Origin of the sequence: Pseudochryseolinea flava, assembly GCF_003286915.1 — a bacterium.
GTDB classification, from domain to species: Bacteria; Bacteroidota; Bacteroidia; order Cytophagales; family Cyclobacteriaceae; genus Ohtaekwangia; species Ohtaekwangia flava.
In genome coordinates this window covers 183,850-208,719 of sequence record NZ_QMFY01000005.1, presented here as the reverse complement: position 1 = coordinate 208,719, position 24,870 = coordinate 183,850, and the positions used below count along the sequence as shown (strand labels likewise).

Below are 24,870 nucleotides of genomic sequence, written 5' to 3'. Positions count from 1 at the left end.
AATCAAAGAATTTCACCCTCCAATGCTGACGCGTGTGTTGCCGAATTTGGGACAAAAAAATAATCTAGTCCTATTTTGGGTTCGTCCTAGTTAAAAAAATGTGGCTCCTTTAAACCGATATGGAAGTTACAACAAGTTTCGAAAGCAGGCTAACGAAGGCTCAAAAAAGTTGAACTTAAGTCACGAAAACGATTAAAGATTTTACCTCTTATTGCTTCATCAACTTTACCTGTTGTCTAGACCCGTTTATAAATTCGACCACTATCACATAGAGGCCAGAAGCCAAGCTATTTCCGTAACGTCGTTCCTCAGAGATTTTCTCGTCAATTAAAACAGTAACACCTTGCATGTTGGTCACGGCAATTTTCTTGATTGGTACGGAAGACACCAGGCTAAAATCTTGCGTCGACGGATTCGGATAAACGATCGCATGTCGCGCGATACCTCCACTCACATCTGCAACGATCGATTTTTCTACCGTGAAATAATTGAGATTGAAAAACTCTGTGTCAAATGCAAAGCGCAAGACCGCATCTCCTGCAGGTAATGGTACATTATTCATCACAACATTTTGCCATGTCTGCCATGCGCCGGTATTGGGAACGTTTATTATCCCTGCTGATACATTATTAATGAGAAGTCGAAACCTTTGATTATTCATTGATGTGGCAACGCGAAACGAAAAGTCATAACGTCCAGTTTCTGCAACCGACACGGAGTACTCTACCCATTCTCCAGCTTGAATATCGGCAAGGTTATAACCACCGTTCACGTCATTGCAGATTTCGATATCTGCGCCTGTATCTGTACGGTATTCTTCCTTGATATTACCGGGTGTGTTGTCGACAAACGCAATGGTTGATGCGCCTTTATCAATGTTTTCCGCTTCCACCTTTCCGGGTAGTTGAATTGGAGTTCCTAAAAATGGTTCTTGTATAGTCGAAGGACTTACCGTAACCGATACGGCATGCGACACCGACAAACCGTGATCGTCGAATGCCTTGACAGAAACGGCGTGCAATCCCGCAGGCGCCGACCATGAAAAATTAAAAGGTGCTTCAACATCTTCGCCGAGCTTAGTGGTACCGTTGTAAAATTCAACTTTAATAACCGTTCCATCTTCGTCTTGTGCTTCCGCGGAAAATACTACAGCATCAGGTAGCGTTACAGTCGCATTGTGTGTTGGCGTGAGCATCGTGAGCGTTGGTGCAACATGATCGACAACAAATCCAATCGCATCTATTGCTAAATCAGAATCCTCACACCACACGCGTAATTGTTGAATTCCCTGATCTAGTAATGGTGTCGGTAGCGTGACCGTCGTCCACGAATCCAGACTTCCGGTTGAAGGAATTAAAACCTCACTAAAAACTACCGCGCCGTTAAGCGTGACCTTCATCTTTTTTCCTGCATGAATTGCCGATGCTTTTATTTTCATCGTGTACGTTGCACGCTTAGTTACATCTACCGTGTAGTCAAGCCATTCACCACGCACCATATTACTAACGACATATTCATTGGGCGCAATCGAAACGATGTCCACACCCTCTGTTGTACGATACGCACCGCCATTATTCACTGACTCCAAGTCGTGGTATGAAATTCCTTCGCCACCGGTATCAAAGTTTTCCATTTGAATAATGCCGGGAATCGAATGAGGTACGTTGTTGTAGGGTAGCTTGAATCCGGTGCGATCTTGTGGTTCTGAAAGGAGGAATATTTTACTTTCACGTCCCACGAAATTTATTTTCTGGATATCAACCTTTTTTGAAGCAGTGGTCACAGGATCGAGCGGTTGATAGATCATCGTTTCAGGATTAAAAAAAATTACCTGCAGCGATCTATCGTCGGCAACCGAAAATGAAATCGTTTTATTTTGCACGGATGATGGAGAAGTATTCACCGCATAAACGAAGTATTGACTGCCACATTTCATTGCAAAGATTTCAATACTTCCACCCGCTGATGAAACGGGCATCCTGGTAAATGATCCCTTACCTGCGGCGATCATATGGTCGGAGATTTCACGAACGGCTTGATAGTATTGATCAGTGCCGCGATCGTGAAAAAATTCCCACCACCAGCTCATCGGAAGTATGGAGGTTGAGCTAAACAGTCCGTACCAAAGGCCGCGTTTAAAATCAAAATCCATTGCCGTCGCGATCGTCTGGAAATCAATGTTCCAATCCCATTCATACGCAAATTCGCCCACCACAAAAGGCTTCGTACCACTATTGTTCATGATCATGGAAGGAATACCACCCGTGTTCTTATAGACATGCTGTTGATTGATATCGATATCAGGGACAGCAAAAAGACCTGTGATTTGCCGGTGTGAAATACTGGTGGAGACGATATGATCGAAAGGGTCAATGCTTTTAAGGTAAGTGCTCATCTCCGCATGCCATTGCGTAACAGCTGCATGTGGAATGACAATAGCCTCTCCGTTGTACATCGCGTTATCTATTTCATTAAAGAATTCCCATACGGCAATACCAGTACTATATCCCCACCGTGCAACGATGTAACGCAATCTGTTTTTATACATTGCCTTCGCTGCCGGTGCTGTAAAAAATTCAGCCGGTGTGTTTACAGGACCACCGTTCACTTTATTGTAGTTGTTCAACGACCATGCTGTATTCGTCATGAACGCACCATGATAGTCAAACGCAAGCATCATCTTCAGATCCAACGAATCGATCATGTCCACAACTTCATCCATGCGTGCAATACCGCTCGGATTAAAATATTCCGGCGACGATGTATACCAAGGAGAATTTGTTGTCTTCCATTCCAAGGGAAAATTCCAATTACACATCCACGTTCGAAAAAAATTCACGCCATGATCTTTGAGATGTGGTAAGAGATAATCGTAGGTGTGCTTTCCATTAGTACTAGTCGGCTCCCAACCGAAGTTTTCTCCCACGCCCCGGAAAGGTTGTCCATTATCGAATGCCATTGTCCAATGATCATGAACACGTAGAAAACCCGGCTTAGCGGAGTTATCAACGGTGAATGACGGCCCTGTCAATGAATGCGTCGACACGCCAGCATTTTTTAGGATTGCGCTAACTTGATAAGCACCAATCTTTTTAGCGGAAAAGCGTGCTCGCCATACCGACTGTACTGTGTTCCCATTTACGAAAAAACAAGGAAGCACGAGCGTGATACCATCTGGATCGGTAAATTCAAGATCAACGGCGATATCATTTTGATCAAACGGGTTCGCATAAGTGGATGCAACCGTGATATCGAATTCGATCTTCTCGTAACGTATCGCTCGCGATGTAGTTTGTGCAACTGAAATAATTTCGGCACAATAAGCTTCAACCTGTACTGCGAACATCAATGCAAGCAGCGACAAACTTGCGTAGAATCTGGGTGTGATCATGGTGTAGTCATTCACCTACAATGGCGAATGATTAAAACTAGCCGACTTTACGCATTGAAGATTGTACGCCAGTCCGGACAAGTAGTATACCAGTCCTATTCAGTGTTAAAGAACGTGTACAGCAATTAGAATCGTGCAGCTATTTTTCGAACCGCCCATCAGACACTTAGCGCTTGTGAGCAGCCCGTACAATGTCTTTTACTTCAAGCACGTTTTTATCGAAGCCATGCTGCGTGACATTAATCATCGCTTGCGCTACTTCGCTAAGTTTGCAAAATCCGCCGGGCCACAACGCGCGGCCTATGGGAAAAAGCCATTCAACGTACTTATAAAATGAAAGCGTGTTTTTAGCACCCGGCGTACTTTTCATAAATCCTGGGCGAAAAGCAAACACAGCTTTGAAAGGAAGTTTCATCAGATCATTTTCAGTTTTTCCCTTTACGCGTGCCCACATGGTTCTACCCTTCTCTGTACTATCAGTACCTGCGCCAGATACATAAATAAAAGTCATTTGTGGATTTAGCCTGCAGAGTGTTTCAGCAACATGAAGCGTTAGTGTATGCGTTGGCTTTGTATACTGCTGTTCATTCAAGCCAATGGATGTTACACCCAAACAAAAAAAACATGCGTCATAGCCGGAAAGCAAATGCTCTATAGGAAGAAAGTCGTAGAAATTCTCATGAATAACTTCTTGCAGCTTGGGATGCGTTGTACCGTAAGGTCTTCTGTTAATAATCAAGACTTTCTTAACAACGGGATTTTGTAGACATTCTAATAAAGCACCTTCGCCTACCATGCCCGTTGCACCAGTAATGATCACATTCATGCCATTTCGATTTAAGATTTTTCTGAAGATACAACGCCAGGTTGTACCGTTAAAGAAGGAGACGTCTACGCGATATAATTATTTCAAGTGCCCGACAAGAAAGTGGCGTATCGGATAAATCCGGTTTCCTTCAGACGACATCGCAGGATTGTCATGAACGTACCGCTCGACAAGTAATCGGGACTATTGTGGAAGATCACGCAAACGTTTACGAATAATTTCGATCCATCACAGCTAGAGAAGAGGACGAAGGTGTAGTGTATGTCCAGTTGCGCTCTTATAGAAGGTGGCTTGTGCTACACACTGAGAGTGCAGGACCAGTGTAGGATGTCGCATACTACAAGCCAGAAAAAGGCTCGGCCAACTGAATTGGTATTGACTACGGTGGATTGAAACTGGACAAAAAAATTGCGGGAACATGGGCAAGTATGTTCCCGCACTACAAAAAACTTAAACACATCTAAACCCTAGACGCATATGAAAAACGTGAACGTGAGGAGCTTTAGTATCTTGCTCCTGTTAAATTTATTATTGCTTAGCTATCCGGGTGCGGCACAATTCAAGTCGCTTAACTTTTTGAACAGCATTTCTGGTCAACGTACCGTCGCCGGCCAACACAATCGTGAACCGAATGCGAATCCAAGTCAATGGACGAATCAAATTTACAGTACCACAGGAAGGTATCCTGCACTGTGGAGTGGAGACTTTCTTTTTCAAGCCGACAACATTGCGAACCGACAAACGATGATCAATCAGGCAAAGGTTGAATGGGCCAATGGTGCGCTTGTCAATTTAATGTATCACTCATGTCCGCCGACACAAAATGAGCCATGCAATTGGGATGGTGGTGTTGTAAGCGAATTAAGCGATGCGCAATGGAACGAACTGATCACGAATGGCACGAACTTGAACAATCGCTGGAAAGCGCGACTGGATGTGATCGCCACGTACCTTCAAGATCTTGAGAACAATGGTGTCGAAGTTTTATTTCGTCCTTTCCATGAAATGAACCAAGGAATTTTTTGGTGGGCAGGAAGGCCCGGCGCAAATGGAACGCGTCGTCTCTATCAGATTACGCGCGATTACTTGCAAAATACGAAGGGCCTAGCCAATCTGATTTGGGTTTGGAATGTTCAAGATTTTGGAACACTCGCGAGCGATCTAAACAATTATGATCCTGGAAGCAATTATTGGGATGTATTATCGCTCGACATGTACTACACCGATGGCCAAGGATATACATCAGCAAAATACAATGCGTTGGTTAACAAAGCCGGTAACAAACCAATTGCAATTGGCGAATGTTCCGTGTTGCCTTCATCATCCACGCTTGCTTCACAGCCCCGGTGGACATTCTTCATGGGGTGGGCAGAGTTGGTATTCAGCAATAACTCGACTTCTGCAATACAAAGTGCTTATGGTGCATCGAATGTTGTTACGCTTGATGAAATGCCGGGCTGGGCCAATGTGGGAACAGGTGGATGCACGGGAACAGGCGCAACGCTACCGGCAACTGTTCAAGCAGAAAGTTACTGCCAGATGAGTGGCGTACAGAAGGAAACAACAAGTGACATCGGTGGTGGTCAGAATGTAGGTTACATTGAGACGAATGATTGGATGGCTTATCGCGTCAACGTACCGGCTACTGGTACTTACACTGTACAATATCGTGTTGCTAGTCAAAATGGTGGTGGCAGCATTCGACTAGAGAATCTTGGCGGTACAACAACATATGGAACAATTGCAGTACCAGCAACAGGTGGATGGCAAACGTGGGCAACGATTTCGCACAACATCACCTTGAATGCTGGCACACAAGATATCGCCATCGACGCTGCAGCAGGAGGATTTAACCTCAACTGGATTTCATTCAGCGGCGGTGGTGGAAGTATTAACCTGGCTTATAACCGTCCTGTATCGGTATCCTCGACGGAAGCTGGCGGAAACGTTGCGAGTAATGCCGTTGATGCAAATGGTACGACAAGGTGGTCTAGTACGTATAGTGATACACAATGGATCACTGTCGATCTCGGCGCGAACTATAATGTTAGCAGGGTGCGTGTTGCTTGGGAGACCGCGAGCGCAAAGAACTATTACCTTGAAGGATCAACGAATGGAACGACGTGGTTTAATATGAGAACGATAACAAACAACGCTTCGCTGGTGAACGATCATACAGGATTGAACAGCACAGCCCGTTATGTCCGCTTGTATTGCACGGCGCGAAATACTACTTACGGATATTCCATTTACGAATTAGAAGTTTATGGAGCAGCAGCCGCACGCGAAAGGACAAGCGAAGTATCAAGTGATGTAGAAGTGCTAAGCATTTATCCGAATCCACTGAAAGGTAGGACGGTGTTAAATGTAAATGTAGATGATTCGGGAATGGCTGTGTTAGAACTGATCAACAGCGCTGGTATGCGGGCACTCACGCTTCACAACGGTAGCCTTGCGCGCGGACAACACGCGTTTTCATTTGAAGCAAGTACACTACGTCCTGGAATTTACATGGCCATGTTCACCTTCAATGGAAAAAGAACTGCGAAAAAATTCGTGAAGGAATAAATACAAATGCTCCGATGACTCAAGCCCTGCAAAATGCGGGGCTTTTTTAATGTAGGTGTGCTAGATGAAAACATTGAACACATCACAAGTACAGCTGTCGAATTGAGTCTCCAACTACGTATAACGGCTTGCCCCTTCTGCATAACGGAAAAACTTTACACGTTTAACCTTTAACGTTCAACTTTTGAACCGCTTTTCACTACTTTCGACCTGTCGTTCTTTGCATCGTAACAACATCATCGCCGTTGCTGGTTCTTTCTGGAGTCAGAAAGATTAAAAAGGAACCGTGTGCAAATCACGGGCTGTCGCGCAACTGTAATCCCGCCATCGTAAAGATGCGAGAATTTTTTGTTCGTTATACCATTGTCCACACCATTGGATGAGAAGGTAAACAAAAATCGGGAAAGCCAGGAGACCTGCCATTCAACGCATTGACATTGCTTTCGCGGTATGAGGCATCTGTCAGGCATTGGTCATCGTAACACTTAACCAACCACAATTTATGTACTAGTGCGTGTACGCATGTCTTTCCCTGTCATTTTTTTTATTCCGTTTAAGCAATACGTTGAGCGGTCATCGCCGACTTAACTAGAGGAACTATGAACAAGCATGAAACTAAACATTGTCCGCGTTGTAAAATTTCATTTGAATGCAAGTCCGGGTCAATTGGTCTTTGCCAATGTCGTCGTGTGAGTATCACGGATGAGGTTCATCATTTTATCAATAATAGATTTTCAGATTGCCTATGTGCCCAATGCTTAGAAGAAATGCGATCAGAATATCATCAACGCAATTTCAATGCCTCTGTTCGAAAAGCTTTGGGCGACCGGTGAACAACAGGATTTTTTTCTTATCAAAATAAAATTATTCAATGACTATCGAAGAACGCATCGCGCAATCTACCACATCAATTTTTAAAGCTGTATTTCCCAACACCACCAATCACTATGACACCTTATTTGGTGGCACCGCGATGCAACTCATGGACGAAGTCGCTTTTATCACGGCAACACGTTTTGCCCGGAAACGCGTCGTAACGGTATCAAGTAATAAAATAGATTTTAGTCAGCCGATTCCCGCCGGTACGATTATCGAATTAGTTGGAAAAGTAATTCACGTTGGCAACACGAGTTTACGAGTTCTCGTCGAGATTTATGTTGAAGAAATGTATTCGGAATATCGAGAAAAGGCTGTAACCGGAGAGTTCACCTTTGTAGCCATTGATGAACACAAGCGTTCTACTCCGGTGATCTAGGATACTATCGCAAACTTCAAGCGAGGAATTTTCTCGAGGTCATCGACGCGAAATTTAAACTGCTGGTTGCCGACACCGAGACCAAACTCATTCAAATTGAATTGCACCCATTCGTGACCTTTCGATTTATCACGCTTGAAAACGATGATGATATCTGATTCACGGTCTGATGGTATTGTTCTGATCGGTGCAAACTCGCCAACGAAGATTGTATCGGTTGACGTGGTAAGGTTTACGTATTCGTGAAGATTATACGATAGCTTTTTTACTTTTTCGAAGAAGCTTCCCGCTGCGTGACTATTTGTTGCCGTGTGAGAAAAATTCAGGATGAAGAAGTAGTACGACTCGTATTTGCGCTGAAGGTTATTCAACTGCGTATAGTTTGCAGGTGAATCACCAAGCTCCTGATATACCATTAAATCTGTTGGCTTGTACGTCAACGAGATTGTCATGTTATTGTGTTGCGTATGATAGGAAAGATTATTCTCCGGAGATTTCAAAAAAAGTTGCAACTCGTCAGCAGACTCAAATTCACTGGGGCTGCAAGCCGCTAAAGAAAGCACCATCATGAAAAGCGATACGCGGAAGCAGAGCCAATATTTTTTTGGCTTACGCGCTACCGACAAAAAAATGCTGAAAGCATTATTGTTCGGTATCAAATTCGTTCCGGTTATATCGCCGATGGGGGCGGCCATCATTCATTAAAGTTCTAGGTGTATTAAAAAAAAATTGCTGGATTCCTGCATGCCCTTGTAATCAAGCGGGAATTACCAGCAATAATAACACAACGTTGGACTGACAATAAACAACGAAGGTCGCAGACAACATTGCACCAACCGGTTATGCACGGCCGATGCTACATGGGTAAATTCGCTTCTACGTCAGTTGGGGGTTCCAATTAATTGCGATTTATCAAAAGCGATATAAAAGTACGGGAAAGGATAAGGCCGAAATGGCAAAATGAACAGTTAAGGCGGTTCATTGAACAACCTGGTAGTTTTTGGTACTAAACGCGTCGAAAAAATGTCAATTCTACCCTAAAGCATCGATCAAAATCTGCTTTTTACTCTGCGAAACTTCGATACTCTTGCCGTTCGACATAACCAGCGTACCGCCACGGCCCTTTAAATAACGCTTAACGTAGTTGATGTTTACCAGATATTTTTGATGCACACGGATGAACACGCTGTCGTCTAGCAGCATTTCATATTCTTTCAATGTCTTAGACGATAGCAACGCATCACGCTCGGTCAAATGGAATGTGGTGTAATTCCGGTCACCTTCACAGTAGATGATATCGCTGACCTTAATGATTTCGAAACCTTGCAGCGACGCTATCACAAGACGATCTGCCTGATCTTTTTTGGAATCCAATTGCATTTTGAGCAATTCCAAAACTTCTCGCGGTATCTGCGAATTGCGTTGTTGCAGTTTAGCAACGGATGCCACAAGTTCTTGACGATTAACTGGTTTTAACAAATAATCCAGCGCCGACATCTTGATCGCATGAATGGCGTAGTGATCGTGCGCTGTCGTGAATATAATCTCCGCAGAAAGTGAATCAATGCTTCTGATCAGATCAAACCCAGTTCCAGGCGGCATTTCAACGTCCAAGAAAATTAAATCCGGTTGAACTTCCTTGATCAGGTTGCGACCATTCTCGATACCATCCGCCTCGGCCAATACCTGCACCGTTGGACAGTACAATTCAATCATCGACCTCAATAACTCACGCGCACCTTTCTCATCATCGATTATTACTGCCCTGATGGTGCGTTCGGTTTTCATATCACAAATGTTAACTGTTGCCGGAAAGTTAAAACACGAATGTCGGTTTTAAAAATTCGCTGAGTCGTTTTATCGCCGACATTCACGATAGGATATAGATGATCTGCATGTTCACCTGCTTCGTTTACGTCGAATCAAAGATGTACTTTATTAAGAAGGAATCGAAATGACGACTTTAGTTCCCGGATGATTTCCGTCTGCATCTTCGAGATCAATAAAGGCCAGACTTATTTTGTGCTGCGCCTTATAGTTCAAGATCTCGATACGTTCGCGCACCAGTTGAATTCCCTTCGATTTATGCTTACTCGATCGTAAGGACTGCGCTTTCTTTCTACCAATTCCATTGTCGATGATTTCAATAAACGTTTCATCATCAAGCCCATTGGTGAATTTGATCGTGAGTTGGTTATCGTCTGTTTTATGTGCAAAGCCGTGCCAAATCGCATTCTCAACAAAAGGTTGAATGATCATCGCTGGAATTTCACGGTTATAAATATCGAGTGACGGATCGATCTCGATATGATATTGAAATTGATTTGCACGCAGTTGTTCGATTTCAAGATAGTTGGTAATAGAATCCAATTCTTCTTTGATCGAGATCGATGACTTATCAGCATGATCCAAAATGGTACGCATCAATTTTCCAAATTTACCGAGATAGTCTTGCGTTACTTCTACGCTTTGCTTCAGCAGTACACCCTGGATTGAATTCAGCGCATTGAATAAAAAGTGAGGATTCATTTGCGCTCGCAAGGATCTCAACTCCGATATCGTGACACGGTGCTGACGTTGAATTTCTTTTTTCTGTTGCTTAAAGGACCAATATACAGCAAGACTGATCACGGCGATTACACCAATAATTATCGCGGCGATAAACCAAGCTGATTGCCAGAACGGACGTGTAATCTCAAAGTTGATTGTCGCGGCCCTACTCCAATGGCCCGATCGTCCGCGTGCGGATACAATAAACTCGTAATCGTCTGGTGGCAACTCAGGAAGGTACACAGACGTACTTTTTGTAAACCGCCATGGATCCGAGTCGTGAAGTTTGTATCGAAAAATTAAAGGCTCACCATTGTTAAAAAGTAATCCGGTGTATTTGATGCTTACGTCGTTCTCGCGATACTCAAAGACCAAGTCCTGACTGGAACGCTGTACGGGAACGCCACGCACGGTGAGGCTCTCGATATACACACGCGGTGACATCTTCTTTTTGTCTATCCAATGCTTATTAAAAAAATTCAACCCTTTACTTGTCGCTACCCACACCGTATCACCCGAGACAAGCACATCAGAAACTTGATTGGAGAGAATTCCATCATAAACGTTCATGTAATCTACGGCGGTGCTGTCGGGGTAGCCTTTGATTTTATTCAACCCGTTGTTCGTCGCGACCCAAAGGATACCATCACTATCGACGCAGATGGCATTACAAATATTGGAACTTAAGCCTTGGTCTTCGCGAATGGAACCAACGATGTTATCGTTCTTCAAAAAGACAATTCCTTCGCCATTTGTTGCGAGTACGACGGTTCCATTCAGAAGTATTTGAATATCATTCACGGCGACAGTTAATCGCCACCGTTCATCATCAGACAACACTTTCACAGTATCGCGATAGTAGCGTAGCAGTTCCAGATCGGTCGAAATCCACAAACGTTGCTGCTTGTCTTTGTAAAAATTTTTAAGCTTGCCGAGTCGGCGATAGCTCACCGTGTCTTTAAACCAAATAGGCTTGTCGGTATCTAGATACGTTTTATGAACATCTACACTTTGACTGTAGAATCTAGACATAGGTATACGAGAAATGTATTCGCCTGTACCATACCACAAATCATCTCCATACTGAGCGACACCACGACCAAAGGTTATCAACGCATCGCGACGTGCACCTTGCAGTTTAAAAACACCTTGCGTTGTAGCGACCCAATGGTTGCCTTCGTTAAATTCTATGCTGCGCGTCGTTAACTTATTGAAATACGCTTTATCCGAAAGTGTAACGCGAACTACTTTATTTTTTTCGATATAGCTTATTGCACCGCCAACGTAATCTTCCTTGCCTCTACCATATCCTACCCAAATTCTGTTGGCTGAATCTTTTGCTAAGCACGTTACCTTATCAGCGACTAAACCATTTTCAGATGTGTAGCAAAACATCTCAAGTGATGTACAGAAGTAGATACCATCTCCATAGGTTGTAAACCAGTAGTTGCCTTCAACATCTTTCATCACATCCGTGATCATACTTTTGTTCAGCACTTGTCGTAATACTTTATTCTCAACGCGATCATAAAGCAAAGCGCCATGCGAAGTACCTATCCAGACATTACCACCATCTTGTGCCAGGCTGTAGATCGATTTACTAGAGCCCACGGTGTAAGGAATAGAAAAAGTATTTTTTGATAGGTCTGTACGATAAAGCTTAAAGTAATCTTTATAGATAATTTCATCTTCACTCACTGGTAAAAATTTCGGATACCAATCGTTAATCTGAAACTTTCGATGGTCTTCAATTTTCTTGCCGACGTCATGGAATACATTTGCGACAACACTATCACAATCATCATTTACCGCGAGCGAATAGACCCCCCGTTGTGTCAGCAAATACATATTGTGGTCTTTCTGCTTAAAGTATAATCCGTGAATATTACCAAAATCATTATCTTGAAATAACCGGTTAATCTTCCCATCCCGTCTATAACAAATAAGACCGTCTTTAACGGTGGATATCCAAATGTTTCCTTTTTTATCTTCACCCATCATCGAGATGTAGGACTTGGAATCAAGAGGACGAAGCGTAGAATCGATGCTGGCATTGACGAAATTGCCATCTCTGTAATAGCCAACCTTGCCGTTCATGGTTAAAAACCAGACGCGACCTTGCGTATCTTCAAAAAAGTCGAACACTTCTTTGTCTGGCAATCCGTCGCTCACAGCATAGTTCGAAAAAGCATAGCCATCGTAACGGCTAACACCTTGGTCCGTACCGAACCACATGAAGCCCTTGCTATCTTGAAAGGCGGCATACACGTTTGAAGAAGGTAAAACATCTTCTCCTGTATAGTTCTTAAAGTTGAGACTTTGTGCGAATGAAAGATGGCCACATAGTAGCAGCCAGATGATACACAACGGTGTGGCTATTTTCACAAACAAACGTTTCATTCACTTGAGTGCAATGCAACAGCACTGCCGCAGGTTAGGTATTTAAGCGACTAAAGGTAATACTTTTTTAACTACCCGGTATGACCATCCTCTTTGGAAGTACTTACCATAGACGCAAACCTTGCCTGATGTCGTGAGGCGTGCCCGTATTAAAACAAGAAGCCCAACCTTATATAAAACATATTTCCTTCTTCACCATGGGCAAACTCAGTAGACAACACGGTGAGATTAAATGGCGTAAACCACAAACCGCCGCCGATACCGTTATGCCACATCGATGACGTACCATCTGTGGTGCTAGGGTCATTACCGAATTCATCTTGATACCATACACGGCCGGCATCATAAAATGCGTTTACACCAAAGTGTGCTGGGAACAAGTAAGATCTAAAACTTGCAATACGAATTCGTACTTCGCTGTTTGTAAATATCCGGCTATCGCCGTAGAACCTTGTCTTCCTGTAACCGCGCAGCTCAGTTTTTCCATCTAAGATTTGCGCTTGGTATAACTCAAAGTTTCCTGTATTAAAACCGCCGCCAGCGCGAATCGCAAATGTTACGCGTGCAGGCAAGCGGAAAGTATGATAGAACGACAGCGCTGTATTATGGCTGGTATAATCCCCTGCGTTACGCTGTATACCTTTCATCACCATCGAGCTGTGCTTGAGCAGTACCCCGCGCGTTGTGAGCGCTTTATGGTCGCGGTGATCTACCTCAAAATCAACAATGCCGCCCATGAAAGATTTCTCTTCATCTAACAATGGCTCTTCTTGTGAAGCTGCATACCCAACAATGAAACGTGCCTCATCGCTTTCCGGGTCTTCTATTTCTACTTTCTGAAATGCCGGACCAAATTTGATTTTTGCATATGATCCAATCGGGTGCGTAAGCTTCACGCGGTAATCCACTTGCTCCAGGCGCACGCGATAGAAATCAACCGCGCGTTCTAAATCATATTCTTCCACTTCATCGATCTCGCGATCAAATTCTGTTTCATTTCCCATGCCGAAGAAATTGTTAACAAAGTTTGGCGCTTTCCAATCCAAGTCAACATCTACACCCCACTTTCCCAATACCTGATTGAAGCGTCCATCGTATTTAAAGTTGTATGAACTCGTGAGCGGCGCGTAACTCGCCAAGAAAAGGTGCTGACTCTTGTAGGGTTGTTTTCTAAAACCATGTTTTGTCCAGAGAAAACCACCACCTATAAAAATACCGTCGTCATTATTAAAATTGCCATAGACAAGCGGTGCAAGCAACGGATATCGATAAGCCTTTCGGTCATAGGTGTTCACGGCAGGATCATCCGACAATTTCTCGCTAATGTTGCTTCCTGAAATCTTTACATCTCCGGTTTGATCATACAGCGCAACACGCAAGTCAGACTGATTAGCGACAGAATCAATTCCATTTCCACCGATAACGCGCAGGCGAATTTTTCCTTTTGCTTCACCGTTTACTTCAAAAACATCTTCGCCACCTAATCCAAATAGCCTGATCTCTTTGGTCTCTTCGGGATGAAACACACGACTGTAGTAATGGGATGATTTCTCATTAGACTTGTTGATCTTAAACACATCTACACGCACATCGCCATTAGATTCGTGCGATACCGTGAACCAATCTTTCTTGTCGGAAGCAACAACGTTCACTTCTTTTGCCAAGAATGCGTAGTGCTCACCGGCATATCTTGTCAATTGATCACGACGGGCTTTGATCTTTCGAACAATCTCATCGCCATGATGCTGATAAAGTTCTTTTGGAAACTTAAGAATAGACTGCTGAATAACGTCGTCGGTAAGCGCTGCTTGTAATGACTTCGCTTGCGTAATCCATTGTTCTTTACTTAATCCATTTAAGAAACTTCTATCGAAGTATCGCGCGTTGAACATGAAGCCTGGTGTCCAATTCACTTCGTCGCGAAAGCCTTCGAACTTTGGCAATATCCAACGTCGGCTCCAGAAAGAAGCAAGCCATCCATCGCTGTAAAAGAATGCTTGATCACGATCGCGCGGAATCGGACGATAGGTTTCTTTCTTTTTATCTTTGATTACAGCCCACCGCCATTGATCATCGTGACGATCCCAATCACCAATGGTCAAGTCAAACAATCGAGAGCGAACAACAAACTCCTGGTCAACGCTATTATCAGAATCCTCCGCCAGCTTTAACAACACTTTGTCCGTACTGATTACTTTATCGGCATTCCCAAAATGCGGTTTATCTTTTGCTTCTCCCGCCGGACGTTCTTCAAACAACGCAAGTACATTGGCAAATTCGCGACGATAGATTCCAAGGTTTGGATCGTCTGGAATAAACACAACCGTAGGATTCGTATGATAAATGCCAGCAGCTTCTGCTAAGAAAGGTACGACCAACGCACCATAGGGATGTGCAGCAGAAATTTGATCTTGTACCAGATCTTGTGCGAATGTCTTCTTCAGCATTTCCGGTACCGCTTTCTCCGGAAATTTTTCAACGCTACGCAAGGTGTATTCATTTCCTTTTTTGTCTTCAAGACGAAGGGAGAGCGTTTGCATACCTCCACCCTTCTGAACGATTTTTAATCCACCATAAACGGTATCTAAATTGATGACTGGTACGGTGATATCTTGACGCCACTCTTGACGATAATTTTTTCCCAACCATTTTGATTCGTGATTATACCGATCGCTGGCATGAACGGTTACCGTAGCCGGAAATTTGCGTTCACCATCGGGGCTTGTCACACTTGCCGAAGGAAGTTTGTTAATCTTCACAGTGTGCAAGGGTTCGCTTTTCTTATGGGCCATGTAGTTCAACTGAGACGAGCCATCCGACAACACATCCATTTTTACGTAGCCTAAGGTTGCAGACACAAACTGTGCGTAGCCTTTCTTTTTCACGTAACGTGTCTTCACAGAAGAACCACTCGTGATGTAGTGCACAGAGTCCTTCCAACTATACTGCAGATTGTGCTCATGACCGTTGGCGTAAATAACGTTCGGGTATCGTTCCAGAACATCTCGAACAAGGTTACGATACCGTTTATTCAACGGGTGGGCTACATCTTGACGGTTACCGATAAACTTTCTGTACAGCGGATAGATCGAACCGATCACCGGCATTGGCAAGTAAACATTGGACGAATCAAATCCTGTCAATGGAAATAAGTGATCTTTCCATGTAAAATTTCCACCATGTTCTCCATATGTGTAGATCGGATGATGTGCTGCGACAATAATTCGTTTCTCCGCATTTGCTGCCATAAGCTCTTCTAATTTCAACACAACATCTTCGGGACGTTTTGCATCGCACGGGCTATCATCGCCTTCAGGTTTATCCCATGGATGCAAAAACCATTGAGAGTCAATTATGAGTAGGACGACATTATCGGTGAGTTTCACTTCAATTGGCCCTGGGCATCCACCCTTAGGATAAAAAAACACTTGTGGATTATTAAGCGAGTCTATCCATTCTTGCTGGCGTTTGATTTTATCCCAACCTAGTTTATGATCGCGATCCCAATCGTGATTACCCGGCACGACATACACGGGCGACGAAAATGATAGTCCAAGATCAACTTGTGCCTGGATAACCTGTTCCATCTTTTTCCGTTCGTTGTCGTGCTTGGCGGGAAGTCCTTTGGGATAAATATTATCGCCAAGAAATATGAAGGCGGCTTTTACGTTTGGATCATGGTTGGCACGAATCGATTCGCGGATGCCATTGACGGGAAGCGAAAGTTCCCCGGCATCGCCGATAAAATAGATTTGAAAAGCTTTTTCCTGGCCTGATAATGGAATGGAAAAAGTATAAAAAAGAAGCAGAAAACTACAGAAGCGGGTAATCATCCCGCATAATTGAGAATAAAGGGGCTTTTTGTCAATTCAAAAAGGATGAATTTTCTTAGTTTTAAGTTTGTTGACACTTAACGGATGCTAGAAACAGAACTTGTTCGTCGCGCGCGGTCATACGCAGAGGAGGTCTTGGCAAAAGAACTACCTGCGGAGTACGTATTTCATAACCTTAAACACACACGTGATGTGGCGACAGCTGCCGCTGAAATTGGTATAGCCACAGAATTGAATGAAGATCAGCTTGAAACCGTGTTGATCTCGGCTTGGCTGCACGACTTGGGTTACACGCGAGGGTGCGAAAATCATGAGGCGACTTCCGTCGGCATTGCTACCTCTATATTAAAAGAGTGGAACGCCTCCGAGAAAAAGATCATCGACGTTCAGCGCACCATCATGGCGACGAAGATGCCGCAAAATCCACAAGACGTCATGGGCGAAGTATTGTGTGATGCAGACCTTCATCACCTGGCTAGCCTTCATCCACAAGAACAAAGTAAGTGTCTGCGTCAGGAGTTCGCGACGATCAAAAACATGAAGTTTGAGAGCGACCTCGACTGGCTAAAATTTAATCATGCTTTCCTAAAACAACACAGTTATTTTACGGCCTACGGAAAAACGGTATTGCAACCCAGGAAGAAAGAAAACGCGAAGAAGTTGAAAAAGATTATTAAGGGAGCAAACGGTGTGCACGAAGAAAAAGAGGGCAAGGAAAGTAAGGCAGAAAAGAGTCTGCGGAAAGATCTTGAGAAGCTGAAAGCTAAACTCGAAAAAGGAAGTAGGCCCGATCGCGGTATCGAAACGATGTTTAGAACAACATCCGAAAACCACGTGACCTTAAGTGGAATGGCCGACACGAAAGCCAATATCATGATTTCGATCAATACGATCATCCTATCGATCGTGGTCAGTGTTTTATTCCGGAAGTTAAGTGAATATCCACATTTGCTTGTACCGACGCTTATGCTTGTCGTTACCTGCCTCGTTACGATTGTGATGGCAATACTCGCGACACGTCCAAATGTTGGAACGGGAAAATTCAATCCAAAAGACATCGAAGACAAAAAAGCAAACCTCCTCTTCTTCGGAAATTTTCACAACATGAGTTTGAAAGAGTACGACTGGGGTATGCGCGAAATGATGAAAGATTACGACTATCTCTACGGCAGTATGATTAAGGATATTTATTTTCTCGGAAAGGTGTTAGCGCGAAAATACAAGTGGCTCCGACTGTCGTACACGATATTTATGTTTGGTTTTGTAGCATCGATTCTCGTGTTCCTCTTCCAGATGATCGTGAATTATCAGCCCTATTCAATAGGCGATTTTTTCAGCTTATAACATCAACTTGATAGAGTTCGATCGGCTTGCCAATACCGCGTAACGGTTCTTCGCCGAGAAAAGCAATCTTTCGTTTCCCAGGTGTTATGCGTTGATACACTTCACCGGAGATCAGGAATTGTGTACCATATTTTTTATTGAGCTGCTCAATGCGCGACGCAACAATAACCGGTGATCCACTGATTGAAAACTGTTTACGATTTTCATTTCCAATATTTCCCGAAACCATTTCGCCGCTGTGTAAACCGATACCGATCAATGTTGGCGGGATCGTGCCATCTTCAACAGAGCGTTGTGTGCGGCTTACGATTTCCAAACTGGCTTGGTAAGCCATGTCGGCATGGAGTACATTTTCAACTGGTGAGCCAAAACATGCCATCAGTCCATCGCCGAGAATTTGAAACACAACACCTTGATGTTGATTGATGATATCGATGGCAGGGCCGATGAATTTATTTTGATAATCGATCACTTCATCAGGCGTATGTGTGTCGGCGAAGGCCGTAAAATTCCGAATATCTACAAACATCACGGTAGCTTCCAATCTTTTGGTAGCGCCCTTCTCCTCGATCAACGCTTTTGAAACTTCTTTCGAAACTTGCTGCCCAAAAAGGAGTTCCATTTCATCGCGTGCTTGCTGCGAATCGTAAGTTGATTTAATTCTTCGCTTCAAATCGGAAGCAACATATGCGGCTGCGCCGCCACAAAGAATCAGGATAAGCGATCTCAAATAATGTGTATTAGAAGGCGCCGGCGTCAAGTAAATTTTGGTAGAGACGTGGTTATAAGCATAATATGTAATTCCTGCATACATGAGGGCAGCAAAAATTCCAGTGAACAAGCTCACGCGATAATCAAGATGCAATACCGAGAGGATGATGAAAAGGAAGTAAACCAACACCACCGGCGACTCGATGAATGACATCATGTTGTACATGTACATCATATAAAACACGATCGACGATGGGAACGTCACTTCGATCATGGTATGTATGATCTTGAAACTTAGCGTCGTATGCTGACGAAGCTCGGATTGCCTTTTCAAGTATACCAGCACACAAAGCTGGTAAATGAGGAAAATACAGATGAAGAAACACAGGGTAATAAAGGTGAGCGTACCGCCGTAGAACTTCGATACATTCTCACTGACAAGGAAGAAGTTAACGATTGCAAAAAGGAAAATGAACGAAAACAGCAGTATTAATAAATACGACCGTTTGAGCTCGCTTTTTACTTCTTCAAGCTCAAGAGTGGTGATCGTGTCAGAAAAGTTCCTTTGAAAGCGCAAGCGTTTTGAGGTAAAAGTCGTTCCTAAGGGCAAGTTTATTTTAAATTATCTCAAAAAAAACAATTTATGCCGACCATTTTTTACAGTCGGCCTGGCTCCTTAACGAAACGATTTTCCAGGAAGTTTCTGAATTGTGAATTTTAGTTTTCAGCGGCTAACTCCCAGTTGCCAATAGTGGATACCCAAACCGTTACACTTTTTCCACTACAAGCGACACGACTTTTCCACCATCATCGCGCTGATCGTCTATCATGAGCGGCTCGGACACGATTTTCCCGTTGAGTTCATCATCGTTAAATCGAACTTGAACCACATTGCCTTTCTTTAGCTCACGCTGGTCGTCGCCATAAACTACTACGCGCACCTGCGCCGAATTACCAGCTTGCAAATCGCGAAATGCCAACGAATCATCTGGTGTTAAGTTTACCGGTCTCATAGTTTAAACATTTAAAAGTTGAACACTCCACATAACAAGTTAAAAAAGCGTGCCACCGGTATTTAGTTACAAGTTATTTGTTATCGGTTATCGGCTTGACCATCGGCTCCGATATCAGCAATCGGGTAAATTTAAAACATTTAAATCCTTGATGCTTCAACTTTAAACGATGAACTTCAGGCATCAACCGTTCACGCATGACTGACATCGAAATCTTGCAACACCGTTTAGCCAATCAATTGCTCATCTATTCAAAAATGAAAAAACCTGAAGATGTTGTCGATTGGATGGGTGCGATGCAAGCACAAGAATACGCCATGGCAAAATGGGCAATAGGATTGCGTATGAAAGGTGGTTCGACCGATGATATCGTTGAAGACGCGTTTCAAAAAGGAAAGATTATCAGAACACACGTGATGCGCCCGACATGGCACTTTGTTTCTCCAGAAAACTTGCGTGCACTCCTTTCGCTTACAGCACCGCGCGTGCATGGATTAAATGCCTACTACTATAAACAGACAGAACTCGACGCAAAAGTTTTCAAGAAATGTCATCAAATTCTAGAGCAGTCACTTCGCGATGGTGAACACCTCACGCGAGAACAACTCAAGGATAATCTTGCCGATGCCGGAATAAAAGCCGACGGGCTTCGTCTCGCATACATTTTTATGCATGCCGAACTAGAACAGCTTATTTGTAGTGGTCCAAGGGACGGAAAACAGTTTACATACTCACTCATCGACGAATGGGTGCCCGCAGCACCACAACAAAAGCGCGAAGAAATACTCGCGTGGTTTACGGAGAAATATTTCTCAACACGTGGTCCGGCTACAGCTCACGACTTTGCTTATTGGTCAGGCTTGACGTTGAAAGAAGTAAAAGAAGGAATCGACATGTTGCCAAAAAAATTTCAAGCCGCAAAATTTGACGACGGAAAACAATACTACTTCGTACCCGCAAAAAAATTAAAAGATGATTTGCTACAAACATTTCTGATGCCTGACTACGATGAATACGGAATGAGCTACAAAGAGCGACGTATTTTATTAGACTTCGATGGATACAGAGCAACAGGTTACGAAAAGTGGCTCGTTATTGATGGAAAGATACGCGGGAGCTGGAAAAAGGAAACGAAAGGAAAGAAGTCATCGTTAACGACACAATTCTTCGGAAAAGTAAGTGCATCACAGAAGAAAGAAGTATCTCAAGCCGTAGAACGTTATGAAACGTTTTACAAAGGTGCGTGACCTTAAAGGCCGAGTGCAATTGATATTCTTAAAGTGAGTTAACGGTGAGGATCAATCTCTGCACCGTTAACTTGTTTCACATAAATCTATTCACACTTTAGTGCGTTCACCGGGTTTGTCCTGGCAGTCTTCAACGAATGGAATGCCACGGTTAAAAATGCGAACAACAATGCGAGTACGCCGACAATCAGGAATAGGAAGTAATTTAATTCAGTTTGATAAGCGAAGTCCTGCATCCAATATTGAACGACATAATAAACCATTGGTATTACAACGATCGACGCAATGATGACGAGCAACATGATATCTTTAAACAGGAGGTAAATAATGCTCGGCGTACTGGCGCCATGAACTTTCCGAACGCCAATTTCCTTCGTACGCTGTGAGGCCGAGAATGCTGACAATCCCAGCAGCCCTAAGAGAGAGATAAAAATACAAATGAATGAAAGTGCTGAGAGCAATTTGCTTTGCACTTCATCAGCGCGATACTGTTCATCAAAACGCTGATCGAGAAACGAATATTCATAGGGGTGATTGGGATCTAGCGTTTTCCATTTTGATTCGATATGCGCCATGGTTTCTGGCAGATTTTCACCTGAAACTTTCAAATGTAAAAATCCGCCACCATCACGAGCCTTCATGATGAGCATCGGTTCAATCTCGTTATGCAACGAATTGAAGTTGAAATTTTTTACCAAGCCAATCACCTGGCCATCTTCTTTGCCGTGAAAAAATTTCACTTTCTTACCAACGGCCTGATCACCCCAGCCCATGAGCTTGGCCGCTGCTTCATTTGCAATAAACACATTGTCTACATCTTTGTCTTTTCCCTCATAAAAATCCCTCCCGCTCAGTAGCGTCATGCCCATGGTATTGATGTAATCTTCACCCACGAACATCAACGAGAAAGCTTGTTGTTTCATCCCCTCCGCTCCTTCGGCCCACATCACAGAACCACCAACGTTAATGCCCATGACGTTATAAGACGTTGTTGCCTTTTTGATCTGCGGATGTTTCAAAAATTCTGTTTTTATACCCTCGATCTGCGCTTGTACTAAACTATCTTGAATCGGGAGCAACACAATATTTTCTTTATCAAATCCAAGGTCATTATTTCGCATGAACGCGATTTGTTGTTTCATAAACAACGTTGATACCACCACAAAAATCGAAATCGAAAATTGCGCTGTGATTAAAATTTTTCGAAGCGTATGACTTGACTTTCTGTTTTTAAAAGCGCCCTTCAACGCGGTGATTGTATTGACTCTCGGCAGATAAAATGCGGGATACAATCCGGATATGAAGCCGATCATCACAGTAATTATCAAAGAGCCTATTAACAAAATTGGATTGTTGAAATAATCGAGCGTGAGTTGTTTTCCGATGAGTGTATTAAAAGGAGTTGCAAGGAGAACAAACTTTACGAGTGCAACCGCAAACACAAGGGAGATCAGCGATAAAAATATTGATTCACCCAAAAATGAAAATGCCAATGTAGCTTTGCTCGAGCCCAATGTTTTTTTCATTGCTATTTCACCTGCCCGTTTAACAGACTTCGCCGTAGATAAATTCATGTAATTAATGCACGCCAGCAAGATGATAAACACACCGATGCCTGAAAACGCATACAGGTAAGCGATATTTCCGTGAGGTTCGTCTGCCTCCATTCGCGAATGAAAATGAACATCGGCTAGCGGTTCAAGAACCGGTGTGTATTTTCCACCGACTTGATCACCGAATGTCTTAAAGTATTTTTCATAGATACCCTCGAACTTTGACATGAAGTCACGCGTGTCGTATTGGTTATCATTGAACATGATATACATGTACACGTCAGGATTCCAAAACGCTTCCGACTTTATACTTCCTCCTTCATTCACCCATTCGCGATCTATCAGGCGCGAGATCAAGATATCAAACTTTAAATGTGTGTTACCAGGTACATCTTCGATCACAGCGGTGACAGTCCATTGCTCCTCACCAATATTCATGACTTTGTTGATTGGATCTTCATCTCCGAAATATTTTTTCGCCGCCGATTCGGTGAGCACAACGGTATGTTCTTCACTCAAGCAAGTGGTAGGATCACCGACGATAAAATTATGTGAGAACACTTTGAAGTAAGTAGAGTCTGTTCTGACAATGTCTTCTTCATAAAAAGAAACTTCTTGGCCCTGGGCATTTTTATACGACACCAGCGTATGATCCCAACTGTTAGCACGAACGATCTCTTCAATTTCTGGCAGTTCTTCTTTTAAGATCCCACCCAACTCACGGGCTGTACGCGCAGGCATAATGTCAACGCCAGTGGCCTCGAGATGCGCGCCTAATCGATAAATGCGTTCATGGTTAACGTGGTATCGATCGTACGTCAAGTCGTTTTGAAGAATGAGCAACAGGATAATGCTCACGCCAATCCCCAGCGCTAAACCGAGGATGTTGAGGATCGAAAAGAATTTGTCTTTGAGGAAGACACGAAGGAAAAACCGAAGGTGATGTATCATGGCAACATGGTTGGTTAAGGTGCTAGTCTTTTAAAATATTGAACAATGAATGTCCGATTTCGAATCAAGTAGCGGTTGAAGCAATAACAGAAAACAGCTTTTCACGCTATTTTCAACGGATTTCTGCACTACACAATCGCTGGTCGGTACTTGAATTGCGGAAAGTGTGCCAGTGTTTCAGCACATTAGATGTTCATTAGAAATTTCTCATAAAAACGAGGCCGACGCTACGTACCGTATTTTTGCAACGCCTTATGAAACGAAAGTTAAAACGTGCAGCTCGGTTTGCGCGGTATGTGGTTTATAAAGAAACGCTCGTCGATTTCCGGGAACATTTTTGGACGTTCCTCGGCTCGTTCACCGGCATCGCATTGATTGGCTTGATGAACAGCCACTTTTTCACCTTGCACGATAACTTGTTTTTGATCGGATCATTTGGCGCGTCGTCCGTTTTGATTTATGGCATCATCAACAGTCCGCTAGCACAGCCAAGAAACTTGATCGGTGGCCATTTGATTTGCGCTGTTGTTGGTGTGACGGTGCAGCATTTAATTCCAGAAGGTTGGCTCGCCGCAGGATTAGCCGTGTCAATTTCAATTGTGTTGATGCAAATCACCAAGACGCTTCACCCACCCGGCGGAGCAACAGCGTTGATCGCCATCATCGGTTCAGAAAAAATTAAAGCCCTCGGCTATCTCTATGTACTCTCTCCTATTCTCACAGGTGTAAGCATACTTTTTATCGTTGCTCTGTTTTTTAACAACATAACTTCCCATCGCCGATACCCGATGAACAAGGGCTGGTACAAGGTATGGAAAAGACGTTATCTTTAAGATAAACGAAGAGATGTGCTACCGTCAGCACGCCCTTCGATCGATACTATCGTTTAACGATGCGAATTATTTTTTGCTGTGCACCTTTCAAACGAATAAGATAGGTGCTGTTTCGTGAGATGATGCATCCTGATCGTAGTTTGTTGTTGTTCACGTGCAAAATTTCTCTCGATAGAGCTCCCTCCTGAAAAGATAAACTAACCGAATTTCATTAAACACGCCCTGTCCAAATCGTACATTCAATTGATCATGCTCAGTATTCGGTGAATATTTAACAACACTAATTTCATCCATTTCCGATTCATTTTATTCCATGTTAGTGCACACCATTCTTAATCGACGATGGATGTTTGCGGGAACGATTCTACATTAATAGCGAAAACTATTTCAGCATC

At 43.4% G+C, this 24,870-nt stretch carries 16 protein-coding genes and 1 riboswitch; of the genes, 7 read left to right on the top strand and 9 right to left on the bottom strand.

Going from position 1 to position 24,870, the window contains the following annotated elements; genetic code table 11:
- Positions 1-208 precede the first annotated feature (208 nt).
- Both DQQ10_RS12050 and DQQ10_RS12045 read right to left on the bottom strand, forming a co-directional pair.
- Positions 209-3,391 carry a carbohydrate-binding protein gene (locus tag DQQ10_RS12050; RefSeq protein WP_112747125.1) on the bottom strand — a complete coding sequence of 1,061 codons (3,183 nt, stop codon included), beginning with the start codon at positions 3,389-3,391 and terminating at the stop codon, positions 209-211.
- Positions 3,392-3,557: 166 nt separating this feature from the next.
- Positions 3,558-4,217 (bottom strand): NAD-dependent epimerase/dehydratase family protein, encoded by a 660-nt coding sequence (locus DQQ10_RS12045; RefSeq protein ID WP_112747124.1) that lies wholly within the window; start codon positions 4,215-4,217, stop codon positions 3,558-3,560.
- 477 nt (positions 4,218-4,694) lie between these two features.
- Here DQQ10_RS12045 and DQQ10_RS12040 point away from each other — a divergent pair, with 477 nt between their 5' ends.
- The 3 genes from DQQ10_RS12040 to DQQ10_RS12030 all read left to right on the top strand — a co-directional run bounded on the left by DQQ10_RS12040 (position 4,695) and on the right by DQQ10_RS12030 (position 8,040).
- On the top strand, positions 4,695-6,785 hold the full coding sequence (locus DQQ10_RS12040; RefSeq protein WP_112747123.1) for a glycosyl hydrolase: 2,091 nt from the start codon (positions 4,695-4,697) through the stop codon (positions 6,783-6,785).
- A 232-nt stretch (positions 6,786-7,017) separates the two neighbouring features.
- Positions 7,018-7,223: riboswitch (cobalamin riboswitch) on the top strand.
- A gap of 161 nt (positions 7,224-7,384) precedes the next feature.
- On the top strand, positions 7,385-7,618 hold the full coding sequence (locus DQQ10_RS28400) for a cysteine-rich CWC family protein (RefSeq protein WP_112747122.1): 234 nt from the start codon (positions 7,385-7,387) through the stop codon (positions 7,616-7,618).
- A gap of 38 nt (positions 7,619-7,656) precedes the next feature.
- Complete coding sequence (locus DQQ10_RS12030; protein ID WP_112747121.1) at positions 7,657-8,040, top strand: acyl-CoA thioesterase; 384 nt, start codon at positions 7,657-7,659, stop codon at positions 8,038-8,040.
- Here the strand turns inward: DQQ10_RS12030 and DQQ10_RS12025 are convergent.
- The 4 genes from DQQ10_RS12025 to DQQ10_RS12010 form a co-directional block, all read right to left on the bottom strand.
- Positions 8,037-8,738, bottom strand: a complete 702-nt coding sequence (locus DQQ10_RS12025; protein WP_112747120.1) for a hypothetical protein — start codon at positions 8,736-8,738, stop codon at positions 8,037-8,039. The genes DQQ10_RS12030 and DQQ10_RS12025 overlap by 4 nt on opposite strands.
- 334 nt (positions 8,739-9,072) lie before the next feature.
- A complete protein-coding gene (locus tag DQQ10_RS12020; protein WP_112747119.1) occupies positions 9,073-9,828 on the bottom strand; it encodes a LytR/AlgR family response regulator transcription factor in 756 nt (251 codons plus the stop codon).
- Positions 9,829-9,978: 150 nt separating this feature from the next.
- The gene (locus tag DQQ10_RS12015; RefSeq protein ID WP_165823909.1) at positions 9,979-12,975 is read right to left on the bottom strand and encodes a sensor histidine kinase; all 2,997 of its coding nucleotides are present in this window, start codon (positions 12,973-12,975) and stop codon (positions 9,979-9,981) included.
- Between the two features lie 164 nt (positions 12,976-13,139).
- Positions 13,140-16,823: a BamA/TamA family outer membrane protein gene (locus DQQ10_RS12010; protein WP_112747117.1), complete on the bottom strand. Its 3,684-nt coding sequence runs from the start codon at positions 16,821-16,823 to the stop codon at positions 13,140-13,142.
- A gap of 84 nt (positions 16,824-16,907) precedes the next feature.
- Between DQQ10_RS12010 and DQQ10_RS12005 the strand changes: the two genes are divergently transcribed.
- A complete protein-coding gene (locus DQQ10_RS12005; RefSeq protein WP_112747116.1) occupies positions 16,908-18,167 on the top strand; it encodes a Pycsar system effector family protein in 1,260 nt (419 codons plus the stop codon).
- Here DQQ10_RS12005 and DQQ10_RS12000 read toward each other — a convergent pair.
- Positions 18,157-19,152: an adenylate/guanylate cyclase domain-containing protein gene (locus tag DQQ10_RS12000; RefSeq protein WP_112747115.1), complete on the bottom strand. Its 996-nt coding sequence runs from the start codon at positions 19,150-19,152 to the stop codon at positions 18,157-18,159. The two genes, DQQ10_RS12005 and DQQ10_RS12000, sit on opposite strands and share 11 nt — an antisense overlap.
- Before the next feature lie 30 nt (positions 19,153-19,182).
- On the opposite strand from DQQ10_RS12000, the gene DQQ10_RS11995 reads away from it, so the two are divergent.
- Positions 19,183-19,371 carry a hypothetical protein gene (locus tag DQQ10_RS11995; protein WP_112747114.1) on the top strand — a complete coding sequence of 63 codons (189 nt, stop codon included), beginning with the start codon at positions 19,183-19,185 and terminating at the stop codon, positions 19,369-19,371.
- Positions 19,372-19,645: 274 nt separating this feature from the next.
- Here the strand turns inward: DQQ10_RS11995 and DQQ10_RS11990 are convergent, their stop codons facing one another.
- Positions 19,646-19,891: a hypothetical protein gene (locus DQQ10_RS11990; RefSeq protein WP_112747113.1), complete on the bottom strand. Its 246-nt coding sequence runs from the start codon at positions 19,889-19,891 to the stop codon at positions 19,646-19,648.
- Between the two features lie 197 nt (positions 19,892-20,088).
- Here DQQ10_RS11990 and DQQ10_RS11985 point away from each other — a divergent pair, with 197 nt between their 5' ends.
- Positions 20,089-21,138, top strand: a complete 1,050-nt coding sequence (locus tag DQQ10_RS11985) for a winged helix DNA-binding domain-containing protein (RefSeq protein ID WP_112747112.1) — start codon at positions 20,089-20,091, stop codon at positions 21,136-21,138.
- 86 nt (positions 21,139-21,224) lie between these two features.
- Here DQQ10_RS11985 and DQQ10_RS11980 read toward each other — a convergent pair whose 3' ends face one another.
- Positions 21,225-23,642: an ABC transporter permease gene (locus tag DQQ10_RS11980; protein WP_112747111.1), complete on the bottom strand. Its 2,418-nt coding sequence runs from the start codon at positions 23,640-23,642 to the stop codon at positions 21,225-21,227.
- Between the two features lie 254 nt (positions 23,643-23,896).
- Here DQQ10_RS11980 and DQQ10_RS11975 point away from each other — a divergent pair, with 254 nt between their 5' ends.
- Positions 23,897-24,475 carry an HPP family protein gene (locus DQQ10_RS11975; RefSeq protein WP_112747110.1) on the top strand — a complete coding sequence of 193 codons (579 nt, stop codon included), beginning with the start codon at positions 23,897-23,899 and terminating at the stop codon, positions 24,473-24,475.
- Positions 24,476-24,870 lie beyond the last annotated feature (395 nt).